General features: G+C 63.4%; 5 protein-coding genes. 1 reads left to right on the top strand and 4 read right to left on the bottom strand.

Going from position 1 to position 7,672, the window contains the following annotated elements; all coding sequences use genetic code 11:
- Positions 1-1,488: FAD-dependent oxidoreductase (locus tag GY769_25625; GenBank protein MCP4205305.1), on the top strand; the 1,488-nt coding region annotated here is incomplete at its 5' end.
- Positions 1,489-1,532: 44 nt separating this feature from the next.
- Here GY769_25625 and GY769_25620 read toward each other — a convergent pair.
- From GY769_25620 to GY769_25605, 4 genes are all read right to left on the bottom strand, one after another.
- Positions 1,533-2,651 (bottom strand): radical SAM protein, encoded by a 1,119-nt coding sequence (locus GY769_25620; protein ID MCP4205304.1) that lies wholly within the window; start codon positions 2,649-2,651, stop codon positions 1,533-1,535.
- A gap of 457 nt (positions 2,652-3,108) precedes the next feature.
- Positions 3,109-6,057, bottom strand: coding sequence for a protein kinase (locus tag GY769_25615; GenBank protein ID MCP4205303.1), 2,949 nt, complete (start codon positions 6,055-6,057; stop codon positions 3,109-3,111).
- Positions 6,058-6,324: 267 nt separating this feature from the next.
- On the bottom strand, positions 6,325-7,272 hold the full coding sequence (locus tag GY769_25610; GenBank protein ID MCP4205302.1) for an IS3 family transposase: 948 nt from the start codon (positions 7,270-7,272) through the stop codon (positions 6,325-6,327).
- Complete coding sequence (locus tag GY769_25605) at positions 7,269-7,550, bottom strand: transposase (protein ID MCP4205301.1); 282 nt, start codon at positions 7,548-7,550, stop codon at positions 7,269-7,271. Before GY769_25605 ends, GY769_25610 begins: the two co-directional genes overlap by 4 nt.
- Positions 7,551-7,672 lie beyond the last annotated feature (122 nt).

Below are 7,672 nucleotides of genomic sequence, written 5' to 3'. Positions count from 1 at the left end.
CTTCGCGAAGGACACGCTGTCACCCTCTACGACGCTCACCAGCAGGCCGGGGGCATGCTCCGCTATGGCATCCCGGCCTACCGTCTGCCCAAGGGACCGCTCGACCGGGAGATCCAGGTCGTGCGCGACCTGGGAGCGGAGATTCGGATGGGGGAGAGCTGGGGGCGGGACTTCCACCTCGAGGGACTGCTCGAGCGGCACGACGCGGTCTTCGTCGCCATAGGTGATCAGCGCTCGATGGAGCTTCGCTGCGAGGGCGACGAGCTGGCGCTCGACGCGGTCGATCTACTCGCAGCGGTCGCAAGAGACGAGACGCCCGAGCTGGGACGCCGCGTGGTGGTCGTCGGCGGCGGCAACACGGCCATGGACGCGGCGCGCTCGGCGCGGCGGCTCGGTTCCGAGGTCAAGGTGGTCTACCGGCGGACCGAGCGCGAGATGCCGTGCCTCGCCGAAGAGGTCGAGGGCGCCCGCGAGGAGGGCGTCGAGATCGATTTTCTGGTCGCTCCGGTGCGGGTCGAGCGGCCGGCGAACGGCGAGACCGTGCTCGTCTGCCAGCACATGGAGCTCGGCGAGCCCGACGAGTCGGGGCGCCGGCGGCCGGAGCCGATTCTGAACTCCTATACGTCCTACCCCTGCGACAACGTGGTAGCCGCGGTTGGTCAGAGCGTTGCCACCGAGCTCGCCGCCGGCGAGGGACTCGAGACCACCAGTTGGGGGATCAAGGCCGATTCCCGCACTCTCGAGACCAACGTGCCTCGGGTCTTCTCAGGCGGCGATGCGGTCCTGGGAGCCGACCTCGCGGTGCGCGCGGTGGCCGCGGGACGGCTGGCGGCGACCTCGATCGGCCAGCTGCTCAGTGGGGAGCCCGTCCTCGGTCTGCGCGAGCAGGTCAACGTCTTCTTTCAGCCGATCGACGACGAAGAGCTGGCCGAGGTCTTCCGCGACATCGAGCGCCAGCCCCAGATCCCGACGCCGGAACTGCCTCCGGCCGAGCGGCTGACCTCATTTGCCGAGATCGACGCCGGACTTTCGGCCGAGAGCGCGCTCAGCGAGTCGCGTCGCTGCATGAGCTGTGGCTGTACCGCTGCGGTCGGATGCAGTGTGCGCCAGTACGCGACCGAGTACGAGGCCGATCCCACCCGCTACCTCGGCGTCAGACGCCGGCTCGAGCGGGACGACTCCCACCCCGAGGTCGTCTACGAGCCCGGCAAATGCATCCTCTGCGACGCCTGCGTGCGCATCGCCAAGGAGGCGGCCGAGCCGCTGGGCGTCGCCCTTATCGGGCGCGGCTTCCAGGTCGCCATGGGGGTGCCGTTCGAGCAGCCCCTCTCGGACGGCCTGCGCGACGTGGCCGAGCGCTGCGCCGAGGCCTGCCCGACCGGGGCGCTCACCCTGCGCCGCATGCGCTCCTGCGACCTCGGCGGCTGTGGGGGCGGCGGGCGCGTGGCGCCCGGCGAGCGGCTCGTCACCCTCGGCAAAGGGCTCTGAGTCGATCCTATTCGTCGGTCGCCGCCCAGGGTCCTCAAGGCCGCTCAACTCCTCCGACCTGAGAACCACTGAGATGGGAACCGTTCGCGGAACTTGTTGACCACAAGATTGAAGGCACAAACGAAATCCGGCACGCGATGCGGGTCAAGGGCTCCCGACGTGTGCGAGATCGCTGCCGGGCATACGCTGCAGGCGAAGAAATGTGCACAGTCCGAGCACCGGCCGTACGTCGAGTACTTGTCCTCCTTCTGGCGGAAGATCGCCTCTCCCTCGGTGGCAACCTGCATCCCCCGGAGCCGACGGTCGAGATCGTGAGCTGTCACTGGACCTAAGCGCAGGGCCCTTTGTGCCGAGCACATGAGGTCACTTTGAGAGTTCTGGAAAGAATTCGCGAAGATCACACAGGCGTACACGTTACCGTCGACGTCTACTGCCAGACTCGTTCCCCGCCCGACGCGACACATGGGACCCCGCTTTGGCCGAGCCCAGTGAAGATCCAAGGCTTTCCGAAACAAGGCGACAGGGACCTTGCGAGTGACTTCAAAGTGATGAAGGCTGACGTCGAAAACCTCCTGGAACTCTTCGTCCAGCCGGCCGATGCGCTCTGGTGACCAACACTCGATGTCGGTAACTGCGGGGGCCACACGGATCTCCTGAACCCCCTTCTTCAGGAAGTACCGGACGCTGGTCCCTAGCTGGGAAATCGTTGATGGAAGGACCATCATGGCCACACGAACGCAGTCCCGAAAGAAGCCCGGATGATCGCGCCGCAGACGGGTGAGAAGTTGGTCCAGGGCTGGGAACGTCGCTTCGCCCCGAAGTGCCTGTGCCGCCGGCCCCCCATCGAAGCTGATTTGCGTCTGCACTCGATGACGGACCAGGAAGGCGATTTGGTCACTCTCCAGCAACGTGCCGTTGGTGGATACCGCGTAGCTGACGGACAGATCCGATGGCCGACTACGTTCCGAATGGCGTACGGCTCTGCGGATCAGTCCGAAGCAGAGAAACGGCTCACCTCCATAGAATGAGAGAGTGGCTCTGGGCTGTCGCGTCGCAAGCAGCAGATTGGTAGCTTCACGAAGCGTCTCCCAGCTCATGCGGCGGGGTTGCTTTGCGTTCTGGTAGCAGTACCGGCATCGAAGATTGCACGCGGAAGTGAGCACAGCCTCTACTGACCGAAGCTGCGACAGACTAGGTGTCGTCGCTTCTCTTTTCATTTTTTCCCTGGATGCCGAGGCACACCGAGAGTAGGCCCGTCAGTTTGTGCCGGCGATTCGTCCAAGTTCCCTCGCCTCAGGAACGACGCTAACGACCGCCCTTGTTGCTGTGCGGTCTAGCTCTACGATCCGGCTTGGGCGTCCAGCAGACCGTTGTGGATCTCTCGGAGTACGTTCACGATCTGCCCAATGGTCAAGATCGTGTCGTACTCACAGGACGGACCCCAATTAGGGGAGGGACGGTCAGGAGGAATATCGATCGCTTGCGTTGGATCAGCGAAGGCCAGTGCTTCAATCGAGCCTCCAAGCGCCTCTAGCAGTTCTCCCGTTTGTTCCGATGACATGACGTTCCTTTCTGGCGGTGATTACCCGCCGTCATTGCTTTCTATGGGTGTGCCGGCCTTCAAGATGAGCCGGCCTTGGTCGCACGTATCCAAAGATCGCCACTCACTTCCTCAACCGTCAGAGCCAGAATCCTGCCATCAGCGCTGATGTCGAACGGCCCGCCAGCAGGGAGTGGCCCTACTTCGGCCAAGGTTTCGATCTCCGTCGAGGTTCCCGTCTGGCTATCAACCTCCCGAAGACTCACTTTTCCGCCTCCCCAGTAGCCCATCACGAGTAGAGTCCCCTGATTCCCGAACCAGCGCACCCGATGCGCATCGGCTCCCTCCGTCACCCGGCGAGAAGGACCGGAGCCGTCGCTGGGGACAATCCAGACCTCCCATCGCTCCTGCTGCACACCGGCGAACGAGATGAGGGCGCCGTCTGCCGACCAAGCTGGTGACATCAGCGAACTAACTGTGGCTGGAATCTGGCGAAGAGGACCAACAAGCTTGCCGTCTGCTACCCGCGCGACCCAGAGTCCCGAGCTACCTCCACGCTCCGAAACAAAAGCGATCAGCGATCCGTCCGGCGACCATGTGGGGTGGTAATCCGCTTCTGGGTCGCTGGTGACAGGTTGCGGCAGCCCTCCAGAGGCCGGTTGGAGCCAGATGTCGCGTTGCTCGGCCATTCGACGCTGATAGGCGATCCAGCGGCCGTCAGGTGAGTAATGAGGGTTGCTCGATGCACCTGGATCTTCGCTGAGGAGAGCTGCGTTTCGTACGGGTCGCACCCCACTCAACGGCTGGCGCCATAGGCGGAATCCTCCAATTCGATCCGAATTGAAGACAACCGCACGTCGGTCTGGTGCAAGTGTCGGCTCCCCTTCGAAGCGATACTCCGGGAGGCGCGACCGCTCGCCAGTTATCAGGTCAACAAGCTCCACATCCATGTCCTGAGCAAAGGTGCTGTAGGCAAGCTTCGAGCCGTCCCGCGAAATGGTCGGGTGGCGCTCCGGACCTATTCCAGAGGTGAGCCTCTTCGGCGGACCGCCAGCCAAGGAAACCCGCCACAGGGCCGTGGTTTGGTCGCGGTGTGAGGAGAAGAGCAGATGGCGGCCACCTGCGGACCACACCGGCTCGTAGTCCGAAGCATCGTCCAGTGTCAATCGCCTCGCCGCTCCACCGGCAGCAGGCACGACCCAGAGATCGCGTGAATCCGAGTAGCAGATCGCTTCACCATCGGGCGACCAAGACGGGTCTTGGTGGTTCCAGAAGCCATCGTCGTCGCCAGTCAGAATCGTTGCTCGATCAGGATCGAGAAGGCTCGCGACTGCAATCCGGGCCATCCCGTTTTCGGCGTCTTTGGAAAAAGCGATCCGGGTGCCGTCGGGTGAGATGGCGGGATTTGTCCCGCCAGGTACCAACATTGTGGCCGGACCGCCGAGGCGGGGGACTTTCCAGATTGCGATCTCGCCGCTGCGGTCAGAATGAAACGCGATCGTTCTGCCATCCGGGAACCATGAAGGGGCATGATCTGAAGCCGGATCGTCAGTTAGTTGAATGGGCTCGCCGCCTCGCGCATCGATTAGCCAGATAGCAGCGTTTCCGGACAGATTCGACGAGTATGCGATGAACTCGCCGTCCGGTGAGATAGCGGGTTCGGCTTCCCAGCTTGGTCCCGCCGTAAGCTGGCGCGGGTGGCCGAGCGATGTCGAGTCATCATGCCTTTCAAAAGCAGCCCAACTCGCCCAGATCGCAAGGGCTACCACCATGAGGGCTAGCGACGCGACCACGGAAAGACCCCACCAGGGTCTCTTTCTTGCTGTCCGGAGCTGCTCTGGTGGGCCTGTCTTTTCTGCAACCTGGACATCTGAGCTCGCTTTGGAACGGCGTTCGAGCCGGTCAAGGAGTTCTTCCGGCATCGGCTCCGTCAGATCACTGGCGAGTTTGGCGCTAGCCAACGACTCTGCAACTTCTGCGGCACTCTCGGGTCTTTGGCTCGGATCCTTTCGCAGGAGCGCATGTGCGACATCTTCCGCCGCTTGCGGACAGTCGGGTCTAGAGTCGGAGAGCGGTGAGGGGTCGTTCTGGAGGATCGACTGGACCGCCGACCCGGCGGAATCGCCGCCGAATGGCCGCTTTCCGGCGAGCATTTCGTAGAGCACCACACCGAGGGACCAGAGATCGGTGCGGTGGTCCACGTCATGGCCAAGCAGTTGCTCGGGAGACATGTAGGCGGCTGTTCCCGGTGCACCGCCGGTTCGGGTGAGGGAGGCGGTCCCGGCGAGCTTGGCGAGGCCGAAGTCCACAATCTTGGCGCTACCGTCCTTGGTTACCATGACATTGGCGGGCTTGATGTCGCGGTGCACGATGCCCTCGGCATGAGCGGCGGCAAGGCCGCGGGAAATCTGTATCGCCAGGTCCAGGCTCTGGTCGATCGGAAGCGCTCCGCGCGCGACCTTCTTCTTGATCGTCTCGCCGTCGTAACAGTCCATAGCGATGTACATACGGCCTTCCGGGTCCTCCCCGACATCGTGGACCACGGCGATGTTGGGGTGGATCAGACGAGCGGCGGCGCGGGCTTCCTGCAGAAAGCGTTCTTTGGCGTTGGAATTCTCTGAAAGCTCCGCAGGCAGGAACTTGAGCGCCACGATGCGGCGGAGCAGAGTGTCCTCTGCTCGGTAGACGACGCCCATTCCGCCACCGCCGAGTTTCTCGAGGATTCGATAACGAAAGGCCTTCTTCTCGGGCTCCGTCCTTGGAGCGACGAGCCGGTAGCCCTGCCGTGGAATGGTCTCGATGTACTTGGGGTTCTTGGCATCGTCCCCGAGCTCCTTTCGTAGCTGGGAGATCGCTCGAGTCAGAACATCGTCGGTGACGAAAGCGTCACCCCAGACGACATGCAGCAGCCGTCTCTTTGAGCGCAGTTCGCCAGCGTGCTCGGCGAGGTCGACGAGCACGTCCATTGACTTAGGCTCGATCTGGACGACCTTGCCATCCCTCTCCAGCCGGTTGAGGGACGGCCGCACCCACCACTCCAAGAGCCTGAAATCGCGGAAGTATCGAGTTGTACTGTCGGAGGCCGGATCCACGTCCCCGTCCCGGCCCGGCAGGAAAGAATCGCTCCGAGACCCCGGCTCTTGCAGAGTGTGTCGCTGTCGGGCCTGGAATGAGGCTTAGCAGTGTCGGAAGCGGGCGACAACATGCCAATGGGCTGAGGGGGTCCCCACCTTTTGGGGTGGGAATCCGGTCTTGCCCCGATCTCGTAGACAGTTATCGTACTTAGCATCGTCATCTTAGGTCAGGGTGGGGGAAGCGGTGGCTGGGGCCGCGAAAGCGGGCGGAGCCACCGCCTCTTTGCACCATCCTCCGAGGGAGAGGCCAGGCCTCGAGGACGCTTCGAGCCGCTCGACCTCGGCTGGTGTGCGGTAGTCCAGTCCCGAGTGCAGACGCCGTGTGTTGTAGAAGCCCTCGATGTACTCGAAGAGCTGTCTCTGGGCTAGTTGGTGGCTCAGAAACTCTCGGCCGAGCTCGGTCTTGACCGTTTTGATCAGGCTCTCTGCCATGGCGTTATCCCAGCAGTCTCCCCGGCGACTCATGCTCGCCTCCAAGCCGGCTCTATCGAGCGCCCTGCGGTACGCATTGCCGCAGTACTGGGCGCCACGATCCGTGTGGTGGATCAGGCCTGGAGGCGGCCGGCGAGCATCGATTGCGCGGCGCAGTGCCGTCATGGTCAGTCGCTCGTCGATCCGATCGCTGAGCGACCAGCCAACGATCCGACGTGAGAAAACATCCATCAGAAGTGCCAGGTATAACCACCTGCGGCCGTGGACCAGGTAGGTGATGTCTCCAAGCCAAACCTCGTTAGGCCCACAGGCGTGAAAACGCCGTTGCAGGCGGTTGTCTGCGATCGGATACGTGTGCTTGGAATCGGTAGTGACGCGGAACCGACGTCGGCCCTTGGCCTGGAGCCCAAGCTCGCGACGCAGTCGAGCCACCCGCTTGCGGCTGGTCGCGATCCCTTGCCGGCGCAGCTGACGTTCGACACGAGGCGTGCCGTAGCGGCCAGCAGTCGCGGCGTGCACCGCCAGGATCTGCTGCTTGAGTCGGCGATCTTCCCGGACCCGGGCAGGCTTCGGGCGTCGGCAGCGAGCGTAGTAGCCGCTGCGCGATACCTCGAGGACCTCACAGATCCGCTGCACCGGATAGCGGCCACGGAGACCATGCACCAGCTCGTGTCTCACTGCCGCCGATCCGAGAAGATCGCCAACGCTTTTTTTAGAATGTCGCGCTCCTCGCGAACCCGCGACAACTCCCCCTGCAAACGACGAATCTCCTGCTCTTCTGTCGTCGGCGCACGCCCCTCCTGACCCCCGCTCAGCTTCTTGCGCCACCGCCGGATCAGATCCGGACGCACGTCCAGCTCCCGGGCTACATCGCTCAGGCGGCGGCCGCGCTCGTACGCCAGACGAACCGCCTCGCGCTTGAACTCGTCACTAAAGCCCCGTCTCGTCTTGCCCATTCGTGAACTCCTTCCCGCCCATTCTCTGGGCTAGAAACTTGTCCACAAAATCGGGGCAACTCCACGGTTGCCCCACCCGACGAGTGGCTGGCACCTGGAGAGCACCTCGAGACCGGGGAGAT

This window comes from bacterium (genome assembly GCA_024224155.1).
Taxonomy (GTDB): Bacteria; Acidobacteriota; Thermoanaerobaculia; order Multivoradales; family JAHEKO01; genus CALZIK01.
This window is presented reverse-complemented; position numbering and strand designations above follow the sequence as displayed.

Excerpts from the sequence above, each read along its gene's own strand:
- GY769_25605 (MCP4205301.1), bottom strand. The coding sequence starts at position 7,550 with ATGGGCAAGACGAGACGGGGCTTTAGTGACGAGTTCAAGCGCGAGGCG.